10 protein-coding genes and 1 pseudogene are annotated in these 12,648 nt (G+C 72.2%); 6 read left to right on the top strand and 5 right to left on the bottom strand.

Annotated elements, in window-relative coordinates; genetic code table 11:
- The first annotated feature begins 183 nt into the window (after nt 1–183).
- From B4U46_RS25735 to B4U46_RS40685, 4 genes are all read left to right on the top strand, one after another.
- Nucleotides 184–2,268, top strand: coding sequence for a CHAT domain-containing protein (locus B4U46_RS25735; RefSeq protein ID WP_079430040.1), 2,085 nt, complete (start codon nt 184–186; stop codon nt 2,266–2,268).
- Nucleotides 2,269–2,280: 12 nt separating this feature from the next.
- Complete coding sequence (locus B4U46_RS25730; protein ID WP_079430039.1) at nt 2,281–2,712, top strand: hypothetical protein; 432 nt, start codon at nt 2,281–2,283, stop codon at nt 2,710–2,712.
- A 248-nt stretch (nt 2,713–2,960) separates the two neighbouring features.
- Nucleotides 2,961–3,203: a CD225/dispanin family protein gene (locus tag B4U46_RS37550; protein WP_159036719.1), complete on the top strand. Its 243-nt coding sequence runs from the start codon at nt 2,961–2,963 to the stop codon at nt 3,201–3,203.
- A complete protein-coding gene (locus B4U46_RS40685) occupies nt 3,137–3,634 on the top strand; it encodes a DUF2752 domain-containing protein (protein ID WP_398898808.1) in 498 nt (165 codons plus the stop codon). The genes B4U46_RS37550 and B4U46_RS40685 overlap by 67 nt, the downstream gene beginning before the upstream one ends.
- A 184-nt stretch (nt 3,635–3,818) precedes the next feature.
- Here the strand turns inward: B4U46_RS40685 and B4U46_RS25715 are convergent, their stop codons facing one another.
- The 3 genes from B4U46_RS25715 to B4U46_RS25705 form a co-directional block, all read right to left on the bottom strand.
- On the bottom strand, nt 3,819–5,264 hold the full coding sequence (locus B4U46_RS25715; RefSeq protein WP_079430037.1) for an aldehyde dehydrogenase family protein: 1,446 nt from the start codon (nt 5,262–5,264) through the stop codon (nt 3,819–3,821).
- A gap of 226 nt (nt 5,265–5,490) precedes the next feature.
- Entirely contained in the window at nt 5,491–7,071 is a 1,581-nt protein-coding gene (locus tag B4U46_RS25710) for a PucR family transcriptional regulator (RefSeq protein ID WP_079430036.1), read from the bottom strand.
- 136 nt (nt 7,072–7,207) lie between these two features.
- The gene (locus B4U46_RS25705) at nt 7,208–9,571 is read right to left on the bottom strand and encodes an ATP/GTP-binding protein (RefSeq protein ID WP_079430035.1); all 2,364 of its coding nucleotides are present in this window, start codon (nt 9,569–9,571) and stop codon (nt 7,208–7,210) included.
- Nucleotides 9,572–9,815: 244 nt separating this feature from the next.
- Between B4U46_RS25705 and gabT the strand changes: the two genes are divergently transcribed.
- The gene (gene gabT / locus B4U46_RS25700; protein ID WP_079430034.1) at nt 9,816–11,162 is read left to right on the top strand and encodes a 4-aminobutyrate--2-oxoglutarate transaminase; all 1,347 of its coding nucleotides are present in this window, start codon (nt 9,816–9,818) and stop codon (nt 11,160–11,162) included.
- Between the two features lie 454 nt (nt 11,163–11,616).
- Complete coding sequence (locus tag B4U46_RS40375) at nt 11,617–12,090, top strand: phosphatase PAP2 family protein (RefSeq protein ID WP_311736910.1); 474 nt, start codon at nt 11,617–11,619, stop codon at nt 12,088–12,090.
- Here the strand turns inward: B4U46_RS40375 and B4U46_RS25690 are convergent.
- Nucleotides 12,059–12,437 (bottom strand): annotated as a pseudogene (locus B4U46_RS25690) (chitinase); the annotation flags it as partial. The gene B4U46_RS40375 and the pseudogene B4U46_RS25690 sit on opposite strands and share 32 nt — an antisense overlap.
- Nucleotides 12,353–12,589: a hypothetical protein gene (locus tag B4U46_RS37545; protein WP_123995268.1), complete on the bottom strand. Its 237-nt coding sequence runs from the start codon at nt 12,587–12,589 to the stop codon at nt 12,353–12,355. The gene B4U46_RS37545 and the pseudogene B4U46_RS25690, both read right to left, overlap by 85 nt.
- Nucleotides 12,590–12,648 lie beyond the last annotated feature (59 nt).

The following is a 12,648-nucleotide window of genomic DNA, read 5'->3' as shown; positions in this document are numbered from 1 at the left end:
CCGGAACGCGTGACCACTGTCGGGAAGGCTGCGGAGGCCCGACACGGCGGCAGGCCCCGCGGCGAAACACGCCGCCTACCTGGCCCCGTATCCCCAACCCTCGGCAATGCGTTGGGCCCGTGCTCCGGGTAGACGCCGTGAAATATCGGGTGTGGAATATATCCAGGGGCGGAGGTGGATTGAATGAAAGGTCTACCGTTCCAGCTCGAAATCATTGAAGCCGACACCAACTGGATCGTGTCCTGCGCTTCCGAGTGCGGTGAGGCGCTGATACGCGTGGCGGCGCCATATTCCGAGACCGAACTCCAATCCGCCCTTTCCCGGGTAGAGCTTTCGCTGGCAAAATCGTACAGTTCCCTGCCCGTTCGCGGTGCCCCCGCCACCGAAAGACCGGTCCGGGAATTCGGGGAACGCCTCACGCAGACCGTCTTCCAGAATGACATTTCCACCCAGTTCGACCTGTGTCGCCGCGAGGCGCGCAGGCAGGGCGCACCGGTGCGGATCCTGCTGCGGACGAACGGCCCGCATGTCGCGTCCATTCCGTGGGAATACCTCGTCGATCCGTCTCGCGATGACTACCTCGCGCTGCGTGTCCCCATCGTCCGGTACCTGCGGCTGATGAACCCGGCACCACCACTGCCCCTTACCCTGCCATTGCGCGTACTGGGAATTACGGCGAATCCCCGCGACCTTCCCCTGCTGGATGGAAAACGGGAGGAGGGGCAGATATCACAGGCGCTCGCACGGTACAGCTCCGAGAACGTGGACGTCCACTGGCTGCCCGGTGACCAATGGCAGGATCTGGCGAGAGAGCTGCGGTTTGGCTCCTGGCACGTTCTGCACTGCGTCAGCCACGGCGGATTCGATGAGGAAAGGAATGCCGGATACATTCAGCTGTCCGGTGCCGATGGGACTGCCAAAAAAATATATGCCAGTGATTTTGAGAGGCTGATCACCGACAGCCCGAACCTACGTCTCATCGTGCTTAACTCCTGTGAATCCGCGGTCAGCGGGTCCGAGGACGTCTTCGCGGGTACCGCCGCCAATCTCGTCCGTGCCGGCGTACCGGCCGTGGTCGCCATGCAGTACGAGATCACCGACAGGGCCGCCCTCGTCTTCGCCTCCTCGTTCTACGAGCGGATCGCAGCAGGACTTCCGGTCGACCGGGCGGTGACCCTCGCGCGTGAAGACGTGAAGATGGACTTGGACAGCCTTGAGTGGGCCACTCCCGTGCTGTTCCTCGCATCCGACGAAACCCGGATCTTCTCACTGCCCCACCCACCGCCGAACTCACAAGGGCCACCGTTGCGGACTACGGTGAACGTGCCGCCGCCCCCGGCCGCGCCGGCGGCCCCCACGCGAGCACCGCGCCTCTCCCACCGCGCTCTGCTCGCGGAGATCGGTCCGTGCAGCGACCTGGCGCTCGGGCCGTCCGACCTCCTGGCCGCCGCTTGCGGTGACGGCGTGGTACGCATCGTGGACGGGGTCCACGGCGGCCTCGTAGCGCAGTGCACGCCCGTGCAGCGCGAGAACCCGATCCGTGTGGCCTGGGGCCCTTGGCGACGGCATGTGGCCAGTCGGCACAACGACGGAACCGTGGTCGTGTGGGACCTCCAGACCGCAAAACCGGTGCGCGTGATGAACGTGGGAGGAGCGGGCTCCGCCCTGGCGTTCAGCGCGAACGGCCACTGGCTCGCCGCCACCGTCCGGGACCACATCTACATCTACAACTCGTGGGGTGCCCGCGTGCGGGATCTGGCAGCCTGGCCGGGGAAGGAGCCCAAAGGCTGGCAGCGCAGGGGCGGCCGCGGCCGGCTAGGCGCCCTTCGTTTCGCACCGGGTGACCGGCACGTGGTCGTGGCAACCGGCGACGGCGTGGTACGCCAGTTGGACGTGGCCGGGCAGCCGGTGATGACCTGGCCGCAACCCCACCCCATACTCTGCCTCGCGCTCACCGAACACCTCCTCGCCACCGGCTGCACGGACGGCCGGGTACGCCTCTGGTCCTGGGACGGCCGTCTCCTGCGGCGCACGGAGTACGGGCGCCAACCCTCCCATCTGGCCTTCTCCCCCGGCTCCTCGGCGCTCGCCATCTCCGACGACGAGGGAATGGTTACCTTGTGGGACCTGAAGACGGGGGAGTTGACCGTCGCGGCGCAGCTGCCGCACCGGCTCGCGGGGCTGGCCTTCCTCGACGGTGGAAGAGGCCTGGTGACGGGCACCGGGGCGGGTGCCGTCGAGCGCTGGACGCTACCTCATCGGGGATAGAGGGAGAAAGTCATGGCACGTCCCGAGGTCGAGATCTTCTGGCCCTCGTCGCTCCCCGCCGACCCGGCCCTGGAGGGACAGGATGCGCTGCGCGAGGCCGGTGTTCCCACGACCTGCATGCTGCGGCCCACCCGGAGGGGGGCGGGCGAAGTCGTTACAGTCCTGGTAACGACCGCTGTCATGCAGCCGTTCCTCAGCACTCTGTTCCAGCTCCTCGCCAAAGAGGCCCACACGGGGTTGAAGACCTTCGTGGACCGACTGCTGGGAGGCCACTCGGAGGGAGAACACGCGCCCGAGGGCGTCGTGTTCGAGTCGGCGACCGGCGGCCGGGTCACCTTCAGCGCCGGTCTGCCGGAACGGGCCTACGAGCAGGCGGTCCATCTGGACGCCTACGGCGACAGGTGGATCTGGGACTCCCGACGCTCGATGTGGACTCCTGCCTGAGGGGTCCGGACCCAGAGAGGTGCGCAGCCATGGCAGACCAACACCAACCTCCGTCACCCGACGACAACTGGGGTCCGGAGACCCCTTGGCAGGAGCCGTTCATCGCACCGCAGCAGCCCCCGCCCCCACACTCCCCGCCGTCTCAGCCATCGCCTCCTTCGTCACTTCCCCCTGAGGCGGCGGAAGGCCGCCCGCAGCAGTGGAGAACGGGAGTGTACGAAGGCCGCGTAGGAGCGCCGGCCTCCTACTTGACCCCTGCCATCCTCGTCACGCTCTTCTGCTTCCTGCCGACGGGGATCGCCGCCATCGTCTTCGCCTCACAGGTCCAAAGCAAATGGACCGTGGGTGACTTCGCGGGAGCCGCGGAAGCGTCCCGGAAGGCGAGGCTCTACGTCGTCGTGAGTGTCCTGGCCGGCTGTCTGGCGTGGGTGATCCTTATTGCCATCGGCTTCGCCAGTACCCCGAGCACACCCACAGCGCCGACGCCGTGACCTCCCCACGCCTCCGGGCCTCCAGGCCGGCTCCGCGGGCTTCGACACCGAAGACCGTCCGTGATGCCTGGCTGGGCGCGGCGGTCTTCGCAGCGGTCGCCGTCATCGTGGGGCTCGTGGATCCCACTCGACCGGGACGGTTCCCGAGCTGTCCGTTCCGATCCCTCACAGGCCTCGACTGTCCGGGCTGCGGCAGCCTGCGCGCGCTCCACGAGCTCGTTCACGCCCATGTGGCAGCCGCGGCCGACTACAACCTGCTGCTGGTCGCGTTCTTGCCGTGCGCCGCTGTCGTGTGGCTGCGTGCCGTCACCAGCCGGAGTGGCCGCAGGGGCATCCCCCGGTGGTGGGGGCCGCGCCTTGCGCTCATCGTGGTCGTCCTGTGGACGGTGCTGCGCAATCTTCCCGTCTTCGGAGGAGTGCTCGCCGCTTGACCTCCGGGGGCGGGGACGTCTCGCCCTCCGGGTCCACGGCAGCCATCAGGCTGGTCAGCGCCAGGCCCGGTTGCCGTGGAGAAAAAACCGATACCCCGTTCTCACAGGTGAGAACGGGGTAAAGGGGGACGGCCGGGCCCCCGCACAGTAGGCCCGGCCGTCGGTCTGGGACCGTACGAGTGGGTCAGATGTCGAGGCCCGTGAGGACCAGGACGCGCTCGTAGGTGTAGTCGTCCATCGCGTAGCGGACGCCCTCGCGGCCCACGCCGGACTGCTTGACGCCGCCGTACGGCATCTGGTCGGCGCGGTAGGAGGGGGCGTCGCCGATGATCACGCCGCCGACCTCGAGCTCGCGGTGGGCGCGGAAGGCGACCTGGACGTCGCGGGTGAAGACGCCCGTCTGCAGGCCGAACTTCGAGTCGTTGACGGCGGCGAAGGCCTCGTCGGTGTTCTCGACGCGGGTGATGGTCAGGACCGGGCCGAAGACCTCCTCGGTGGCCAGCTTCACGCCGGCCGGGACCTCGGCGAGGACGGTCGGCTCGACCGTGGCGCCGTCGCGCTTGCCGCCGGTGAGCAGCTTGGCGCCGGCGGAGACGGCCTCGTCCACCCAGGACTCGACGCGCTTGGCGGCGTCCTCGGAGACCAGCGGGCCGACGTCGGTGGCGTCGTCCGCGGGGTCGCCGGTGACCTGCGCCTGGACCTTGGCGACGACCTTCTCGACGAGGCGGTCGTAGACGGAGGCGTCGGCGATCACACGCTGCACGGAGATGCAGGACTGGCCGGCCTGGTAGTTCGAGAAGGTCGCGATACGGGTCGCGGCCCAGTCGAGGTCGGCGTCCGAGGACCAGTCGGCGAGGACCACGGCCGCGGCGTTGCCGCCGAGCTCCAGGGTGCAGTGCTTGTGGGGCACCGACTGCTGGATGGCGTAGCCGACGGTGTCGGAGCCGGTGAAGGAGATGACCGGGAGGCGGTCGTCCTTGACCAGGGCCGGCATCTTGTCGTTGGCGACCGGCAGGACCGACCAGGAACCGGCCGGGAGGTCGGTCTCGGCGAGCAGCTCGCCCAGGATCAGGCCGGAGAGCGGGGTCGCCGGGGCCGGCTTCAGGATGATCGGCGCGCCGACGGCGATGGCGGGGGCCACCTTGTGGGCGCACAGGTTCAGCGGGAAGTTGAACGGCGCGATGCCGAGGACCGGGCCCTTGACGAAGCGGCGGGTCAGGGCCAGGCGGCCGACGCCACCGGCGTCGGTGTCCAGGCGCTGGGCATCTCCGCCGTTGAAGCGGCGGGCCTCTTCGGCGGCGAAACGGAAGACGGACACCGCACGGCCGACCTCACCGCGCGCCCACTTGATCGGCTTGCCGTTCTCGGCGGAGATCAGCTGGGCGATCTCCTCGGTGCGCTCGACGAGCCGCTTGGACACGTGGTCCAGGGCGGTGGCCCGTACGTGGGCGGGGGTCGCGGAGAACTCCGCCGTCACGGCGTACGCCGCGGCCACGGCCTCTTCCACCTGGGCGTCGGTGGGCACGCTGACGGTGCCGACGAGCCGGCCGTCCCACGGGTTGTGGACGTCGAAGCTGTCCTCGCCGGTGGCCTGGCGGCCGGCGAGCCAGAAGGCGTGGGTGGAAGTCATGCGAATCCCGGCCCTTCGGTGGTGTGTGCTGGGGGCACCTCCCAGCGGTAGCTGGGGGCGGTCCTTGTCCCCACCACGGTAGGTCTCCGCGGCCGATTCCCTGTTTATCCGCGTTGGAGAACCTCCCGGCGGGGCTGCTCCGCTTTGTCAGTGTCGCCCGGGTGCCGAGCGGCTCCGCCGCCTTCGAGGGGCTGCGGACGCCGCGGCCCCGGACCACCCCGGAGGGTCAGCGCTGGGCCGGGCTGGCCTTGAGGGCGAGCCACAGCTCCATCCGGACGTCCGGGTCGTCCAGGGAGCGGCCGAGGATCTCCTCGACGCGCTTCATCCGGTAGCGCAGGGTGTGCCGGTGGACCCCGAGGTCCGCGGCGGCGGCGTCCCACTGCCCGTGCCGGGCGAGCCAGGCCTGGAGGGAGGCGACGAGGTCCCCGCGCCCGGTGGCGTCGTGCTCGCGCAGGGCCCTCAGGGTGCCCTCCGCGAAGGCGCGTACCGCGTCGTCGGCGAGCAGCGGCAGCACGGAGCCCGCCGCCAGGTCCTCATGCTCGACCAGCGGCCGCCCCCGGCGCCGGGCCACGGCCAGCGCCTGGTCGGCCTGCTTGAAGGCGGCCGCCACACCGTCCGGCCCGGCCGGGGCCGACAGGCCGACGACGAGCTCGTCCGGCTCCGGCCCGGCCGTCTCGCGCCCGCGCCGGGACTCCAGCGCCTCGGCGTGGTCCGCGCAGGCCTGCACGGCCGCTCCCCCGTCGGCGGCGAGCACCACCAGCCGTCCCGGCTCGGGCACCACCAGCAGGGCCTCCCCGGTCCGCGAGGCCGCCGACTCCACGGCGTCGGCGAGCAGCGCCAGCCCCTCCGGCTGGGCCGTCCCCGGCAGGGCCGGCTCCGCGACGACGATCCGGAACGGCGCCTCCAGCAGGGCCCCGTACAGGTCCCCGGCCACCGCCCGGGCGTGCCCGGCCTCCCCCTCCAGCAGCATCCGCAGCACCGCCGCGCCCAGCCGGGACTCGGCGTCGTGCAGGGAGCGCGAGCGCTCCGTGGTCAGGGTCAGCAGGGCGACGGCGGAGTGCACGGCGTACCGCTCGGCGGTGCCCAGCGGTGCCGCCGTGCCCACGGCGAGCGCGCCGCGGGCCCGCCGTCCGGTGCCCAGCGACTGGAGCTCGACCCGGTCCTCGGCCCCGCCCACCACCGCGCTCGCGGGCGCGGGCCGCTCCCGCAGCCGCTCCACGTCGGGGGTGAGCCGGGCGGCCCGCCGCGCCGCCCAGTCGGGGGCGGCCGCGACGACGGCGCCGGAGGTGTCGTAGAGCGCGGCCCAGCCGTGCACGTGGGCCGCCAGCTTCGCCAGCAGGTCGGCCGGGCCGTCGGAGGACAGCGCGGCCCGGGTCAGCTCCCGCTGCGCCTCGAACCCGGCGGTCACGGCCCGGTACTGGTCGGCCGCGAGGGCCGCCGAGACGGCCTTGCTGATGGCGAGGAACGGGGTGCGCCGGGGCACCTCCAGCAGCGGCAGGTCCTCCTCCCGGGCGGCCTGGACCAGCGCCTCGGGGACGGCCTCGTAGTTGACGCCGACGGCGAAGCCGATGCCGACGACCCCGGCGGCGGCGAGGCGCCGTACGTAGCGCCGCATCTCCTCGGGGTCCTCGGCGTCCAGCTTCATGGCGGTGACCAGCAGCAGCTCGCCGCCCTCCATATAGGGGACGGGGTCGGCGAGCTCGCTGACGTGGGCCCAGCGCACGGGGGTGTCGAGGCGGCTCTCCCCCGCCCGGACGCTGAGCTTGAGCGCCGAGTGCTGGACGAGCGAGGCGAGGGTGAGCGGCATCGGGTACCAGGGGCCTTCGGGGGGAGGGCGGGGAGCGGAGGAAGGAGCGTCCTCGATCCTGGGCTCCCCCGGTCCGGGGATTTCTCCAAGTCGTACGAACGGCCCCTCTCGATTCTGCCACCCCGTACGGGTTCTCTCAGCCCGTTCCGGCCAGCCGGAGCAGAAGCGGAGCTGCACGTTCCCCCCGGACGGAGGTGAGGGACAGCACCGCGCAGCCGGGCGGTACGGCGTGTGCCAGGTCGGAGGCGGACCAGCGCTCGCGCTCCACCTGGCGGACGGTGACCGCGTCGGTGGTCACCGCTTTTCCGGTGACCATCTTGCGGAAGGCGTGGATGGCCCGGGTCAGCGGCTGGTCGGCGAAGACGGTCCGGTGGGTGACGTCGCGGGTCTCGACCCACTCGGTGCCCCAGGCGTCGGCGAAGCGCTGCCCGTCCCAGGTGGTCACCCCGGAGAACGCCATCCGGCAGCCGACCGCCCCCAGCAGCGGGGTGCGCAGGGCCTCCGGTACGTCGTCCAGCGAGCGCAGCGCGAGCAGGACCCCGGCGTTCACCGAGCGCAGCCGCTGGAGTCCGCGGACGGTCTCCGGCGTCAGGGTGTGGGAGGCGTCGTCGAGGGCGAGGAAGGCGAACAGGGAGCGGTCGGCGCGGGCGGCGACGGAGGCGTTGAACTGCGCGAGCAGCAGCCGGGCCAGCATCCGGGAGGCTTCGGCGTGCCCGCGTTCGGGCAGGTCCACGCGGACCCGGACGGGGTGTTCGAGGGTGCGCAGGGAGAAGGGCCGGGCGCGGCCGGTGGTGTCGAAGAACCCGGCGAAGGCGGGCCGGTCGAGCAGGGCGATCCGGTCGGCGAGGGCCGGGCCGGGGTCGCCGTGGGCCCCGTACTGGCGCTCGCGCGCGTCGAGCTCGCGGAGCATCGCCTGCTGCCCGGCGCCCTCCAGGGCCTGGCGCAGGGAGGTGACGGCGCCGGGCACCCCGTCGAGCAGCTCGCGCAGCTCGGGCACGGCGGGGAAGCGACCGTGCGCGGCGCGGAACGGGCCGAGCAGCTGGGCGAGGGCGGTGGCGGCGCGGCGCACGTCGGCGCCGGGGACGTCGGCGACGAGGGCCTCGGCGAGGAGGGCGGCGGCCTCGTCGCAGTCGCCGGTGCCGCCGTAGAGGTCGAGGTCGTGGACGGATTCGGGGTCGCCGACGCGGACCACGATGTCGTAGGCCTCGTCGGGGCCGAGCCGGGAGCCGGCCGCGCCGACGGCGACGACGGCGGCCTGGCCGGCCAGCGCCTGGAGAGCCAGGGACTCCACGACGGGCCGCACCAGGCGGGCGGTCTTGCCGCTGCCGGAAGGGCCGACGGCCAGCAGGGAGGTCCCGAGCACGTCGGGGCCGAGGGCGAGGCCGGTGCCGCGGCGGGCGTAGGGGTTGCGCTCGCCGTCCTCGACGGTGCCGAGGAGCACCTGGCGGGCGAGGAGGTCGTGCCGGGCGGCCCGCACGGGCAGGTCGCGGTCGCCGGAAGGGTGGACGCAGGCGGCGGCGCCCTGGTCGCGGACGGCGTCGGCGAAGGCGGGCAGCCGGGCGGGGTCGGCCCGCACGGACTCCCAGGCCCGCCGGATCCGCGCGTAGTCCACGTCGTTCATCCGCCCCCCGAGCACCTCCCCCCCGAGCCGCCGGGCCACGTCCCCGAGCCCGGCGTCCCGCAGCTCGGGCCATTCGGCGGGGTCGGCGGGCGAGCCGGGCTCGACCGGACCGGGAGCGGACGGCGCGGGCGCGGCCCCCTTCCCCGGCATCGCCGCTCCGCGCCCGACGGCCTTCGCCCCCCACCACCCTCCCAGGCGGGTGAAATACAGGGCGACGGGGCCGTAAAGGAGAACGTTCAGCAACAGGCTGAGCACGAGCCCCAGTGTCGGCGACATGTCCTTGTACGGGAGGTGCGCGAAGAACAGGGCATCCGCAGGCACGGTATGGGTCCAGATGAGCAGGGCCACGAGCAGGCCACCGGTGACAGCGCCCATCTTGCGGGCGTGCCCGCCCCGGGCGGCAACGAGCCGGTCGAAGGCCGTCCCCCAGGCCCCGAGGCGGCTGAACCAGGCCACCAGCCCCGCCGTCAGGAGCAGCTCGTAGACCTGTTGGGCGGCCTGGCCCCTGTGATCCACGGCGCCGCCTCCGAGCTCCCACCAGTCCCGAGGCGTGAAGAGTTTGAGCGGGACCTCGATGTAGGGGATGTAGCCATTGGTCAGCAGGGACCACACCAGCACGCACGCCAGGAAGGAGATGACCGCCCCGCTCAGCAGCGACCGGTCGCTGACGGGATCCGCCTCGCTCCCCTTGCGCGGCACGTACCCGAACCGCCACACCCCCGGCTCCGCCTGCGGGCGCGGCGTGCGGAGCCAGTCCGCGAGCGGGGATCCGACCGTCGGCGCGTGCCGTGGCTTGGGCGGGGCCTGGGCGGGTGCGGCCGGGCGGGGGACGTGCCCCGCGCGGGTCGCCCGTCCGTCGTAGGTGCCCTCGCTGTCCATGAACCCCTGCCCCCTGCCCTGCCGTTCCCTGTAACGCCGCGGCGCTCAATCTAGTGCCCGGCCCGCCACTTGGGCCCGCACCCCGGCGGGATCCACGGCCCACGCGCCGCGCCCTTCTATGGCCGCCACGGACAAGGACACGCGGACACCACTCCCTAACGGAGCATGCCCTACCCCCTCCCCCGGGCCTAGCCTGCGGACAAAGACACAAGTGCGTCCGAAACCACCCCCCAGGGAGCCCTCTATGACCGCTGTCCCGCAGGAGCGCCGCATCGTCACCGCGATCCCCGGCCCCAAGTCGCAGGAGCTTCAGGCCCGCCGCCTTTCGACGGTGGCCGGCGGCGTGGGCTCCGTGCTCCCCGTCTTCACGGCGCGCGCGGGCGGCGGCATCATCGAGGACGTCGACGGCAACCGCCTGATCGACTTCGGCTCCGGCATCGCCGTGACCTCCGTCGGCGCCTCCGCCGAGGCCGTCGTGCGCCGCGCCTCCGCGCAGCTCGCCGACTTCACCCACACCTGCTTCATGGTCACCCCCTACGAGGGTTACGTCGAGGTCTGCGAGGCCCTCGCCGAGCTGACCCCGGGCACCCACGCCAAGAAGTCGGCCCTGTTCAACTCGGGCGCCGAGGCCGTCGAGAACGCCGTCAAGATCGCCCGTGCGTACACCAAGCGCCAGGCCGTCGTTGTCTTCGACCACGGCTACCACGGCCGTACCAACCTCACGATGGCGCTGACGGCGAAGAACATGCCGTACAAGCAGGGCTTCGGCCCGTTCGCCCCCGAGGTCTACCGCGTCCCGGTCGCCTACGGCTACCGCTGGCCCACCGGTGCCGAGAACTGCGGCCCCGAGGCCGCCGCCCAGGCGATCGACCAGATCACCAAGCAGATCGGCGCCGAGAACGTCGCCGCGATCATCATCGAGCCGGTCCTCGGCGAGGGCGGCTTCATCGAGCCGGCCAAGGGCTTCCTCCCGGCGATCGTGAAGTTCGCCAACGAGAACGGCATCGTCTTCGTCGCCGACGAGATCCAGTCCGGCTTCTGCCGCACCGGCCAGTGGTTCGCGTGCGAGGACGAGGGCATCGTCCCGGACCTGATGACCACCGCCAAGGGCATCGCGGGCGGTCTGCCGCTCGCCGCCGTGACGGGACGCGCCGAGATCATGGACGCCGCGCACGCGGGCGGTCTGGGCGGCACCTACGGCGGCAACCCGGTGGCCTGCGCCGGCGCGCTGGGCTCCATCGAGACCATGAAGGAGCTCGACCTCAACGCCAAGGCGAAGAACATCGAGTCCATCATGAAGTCGCGCCTGTCCGCGATGCAGGAGAAGTACGACATCATCGGCGACATCCGCGGCCGCGGCGCCATGATCGCGATCGAGCTCGTCAAGGACCCCGCGTCCAAGACCCCGTTCCCGGAGGCGGCCGGCGCGCTCGCCAAGGCCTGCCACGCCGAGGGCCTGCTCGTCCTCACCTGCGGCACCTACGGCAACGTGCTGCGCTTCCTGCCGCCGCTGGTCATCAGCGACGAGCTGCTGAACGAGGGCCTGGACCTCATCGAGGCGGCGTTCGCGGCCATCGGCACGGACGTCTGAGCGAACCGCCGAACACAGGAGCCCGCCGGTACCGCCGGTAACGGTCGGGCGCTGTGAAGAAGGTGTGGGGGGCCGATGGCAAGAGGCCGTTCCTGCTGTCGGTCCCCCTTCGGCTGCCGTACGGTTTCTGCAGATGAGTGAGACAGACCGCTCCCGGGCAACCGGGGGCGAAACCGGTACAGGGCTTCCCCAGCGCCGTACTGGGCATGCGTTCGCGCACACTCCTCTCCGATCGGACGGCCGTCCGCCCCAAACCCCCCGGGGCGCACGGCAACCCGATCCGGGCGGCCGTCCCGGAACCATCCCCCCCGTTCCGGGACGGCCGGCCTCTTCCCTCCCCTTCCTCCCCCTCCTCCTGGCGGCCGTCTGCGCCGCCCTCTTCGCCCTGATCACCTGGCAGGTCCTCGACGGGGGCCCACTGCTGACGCCGGATCAGGAGCTGAGCCACGCCCTGGTGCGCACCGTCCCCGACGCCGCCACCGAGCGCCTCGCGGACCTCGGGAACGTCGAGGTCGCCGTTCCCGTCCTCGTCCTGGCCATGGCGTACGCCGTCCGGCGCGGCCACCGCCTCGCCGCCCTCGCGGCCGGTCTGGCGATGGCCGTGGTGCCGGCGCTGATCGTGCCCCTCAAGGAGTGGACCGCCCGCCCGGGCCCGCTGGAGCCCTGGGCCGCCGGCTACTACCCCTCCGGCCACACGGCCACGGCCCTGACGGCCTACACGGCCGCGGCCCTCCTCCTCACCCCGCACACCCGCCGCCGCTGGCCCCTGCCCGCCGCGGCGGCCCTGACGGCCCTGACCGCGGCGGGCCTGGTGGTGCGGGGCTTCCACTGGCCGCTGGACGTCCTGGCCAGCCTCCTGATGTGCGCCCCCCTGCTGCTGGGCGTGCGGTGGGCGGTCAGCCGAAGTACGCGTCGAAGTTCCGGCTGAACTCCCAGCCGCCGAAGCGGTCCCAGTTGACGGACCAGGTCATCAGCCCGCGCAGGACGGCCCAGGTGCCGTGGGGCTGGTAGGTGCCGCAGTCCGTGTGCCTGGTCAGACAGTCCAGGGTCTCGGTCACCTCCGCCGGCGGGGTGTGGCCGTTGCCCGCGTTCGGGGTGGCCGGGAGGCCGATGGCGACCTGGTCCGGGCGCAGGGGCGGGAAGACGCGGGGCGTTCCCCGCGACCGGGAAGCCGGTGAGGAGCATGTCGGTCATCGCCGTGTGGAAGTCGGCTCCGCCCATGGAGTGGTACTGGCCGTCCAGGCCCATGACCGGGCCGGAGTTGTAGTCCTCGCGCCGAGGCAGACGTAGGCGCCCTGCACCCAGGCGCTGAGGGTGTACGCGGAGTCCGGTGCGACGGTGACGGCCTGGGCGCCGCGGGCGTTGCCCTGGCCGGCCGGGGTGGCGCGGAGGGCGGCGGCGGCCAGGAGGGGCAGGGGTCTGCGCACAAGTGCCTCCGGATCGTTGGGGGATGGAGGATCCGGGCCAACATGGTCCAGACCAATCC

The sequence above is a fragment of the Streptomyces katrae genome, assembly GCF_002028425.1.
GTDB lineage: Bacteria > Actinomycetota > Actinomycetes > Streptomycetales > Streptomycetaceae > Streptomyces > Streptomyces katrae_A.
The sequence above is the reverse complement of the archived record's forward strand: the minus strand, read 5'-3'. Positions and strand labels throughout refer to the sequence as shown.

Excerpts from the sequence above, each read along its gene's own strand:
- B4U46_RS25735 (WP_079430040.1), top strand. The coding sequence starts at position 184 with ATGAAAGGTCTACCGTTCCAGCTCGAAATCATTGAAGCCGACACCAAC.
- B4U46_RS25730 (WP_079430039.1), top strand. The coding sequence starts at position 2,281 with ATGGCACGTCCCGAGGTCGAGATCTTCTGGCCCTCGTCGCTCCCCGCC.
- B4U46_RS25715 (WP_079430037.1), bottom strand. The coding sequence starts at position 5,264 with ATGACTTCCACCCACGCCTTCTGGCTCGCCGGCCGCCAGGCCACCGGC.
- B4U46_RS25710 (WP_079430036.1), bottom strand. The coding sequence starts at position 7,071 with ATGCCGCTCACCCTCGCCTCGCTCGTCCAGCACTCGGCGCTCAAGCTC.
- B4U46_RS25705 (WP_079430035.1), bottom strand. The coding sequence starts at position 9,571 with ATGGACAGCGAGGGCACCTACGACGGACGGGCGACCCGCGCGGGGCAC.
- gabT (WP_079430034.1), top strand. The coding sequence starts at position 9,816 with ATGACCGCTGTCCCGCAGGAGCGCCGCATCGTCACCGCGATCCCCGGC.